The sequence below is a fragment of the Mesorhizobium sp. M2A.F.Ca.ET.037.01.1.1 genome (assembly GCF_003998075.1).
Lineage (GTDB): Bacteria > Pseudomonadota > Alphaproteobacteria > Rhizobiales > Rhizobiaceae > Mesorhizobium.
On record NZ_RZSA01001649.1, the window covers coordinates 1 to 676 of the forward strand.

General features: G+C 64.6%; 1 protein-coding gene. It reads left to right on the forward strand.

What is annotated here, in order from left to right; all coding sequences use genetic code 11:
• Positions 1-219: 219 nt before the first annotated feature.
• On the forward strand, positions 220-676 hold a 457-nt coding region (locus tag EOA27_RS38980), incomplete at its 3' end, for a sulfite exporter TauE/SafE family protein (RefSeq protein ID WP_145970931.1).

The following is a 676-nucleotide window of genomic DNA, read 5'->3' on the forward strand; positions in this document are numbered from 1 at the left end:
GTCAAGGCGCTCTTGGCGAAGAAATAACGGCAGGCGCGTCGCATACACGACGCCCTGCCACACATTTGCCTGTTAACTGATTGAGATGGTTTTTGTTTCGGTGCGGCGGCGGGGTTTTGACCCGCCGCCGCACCGGCGCAAGAAAAAATTGGCTTTTCGGTGCTTTAGTGTCCGGGGACGGCACTGTGCGCCGACAGACAAACTGATCGAGACAGCCGGGTGGGCATCTATCTCCCGATCGCGGAAATTTCCGTCAACGTCTTCGTGCTGCTGGCGATGGGCGCGGCGGTGGGCTTCCTGTCGGGCATGTTCGGGGTCGGCGGCGGCTTCCTCATCACGCCGCTTTTGATCTTCTACAACATCCCGCCCGCGATCGCGGTCGCCACCGGCGCCAACCAGGTCATCGCCTCTTCCTTCTCCGGCGCGCTCTCGCACTTCAAGCGCGGCACGCTCGACTTCAAGCTGGGCGGCGTGCTGCTGGCCGGCGGCATTGTCGGCTCGACCGCGGGCATCTACGTCTTCGCGCTGTTGCGCCGGCTCGGCCAGCTCGACCTCTTCATCTCGCTGCTCTACGTGGTGCTGCTCGGCACGGTCGGCGGGCTGATGCTGGTCGAGAGCCTCAACGCGCTGCGCGCCAGCCGCAGCGGCGCGGCGCCCGTGCTGAAGAAATCCGGCC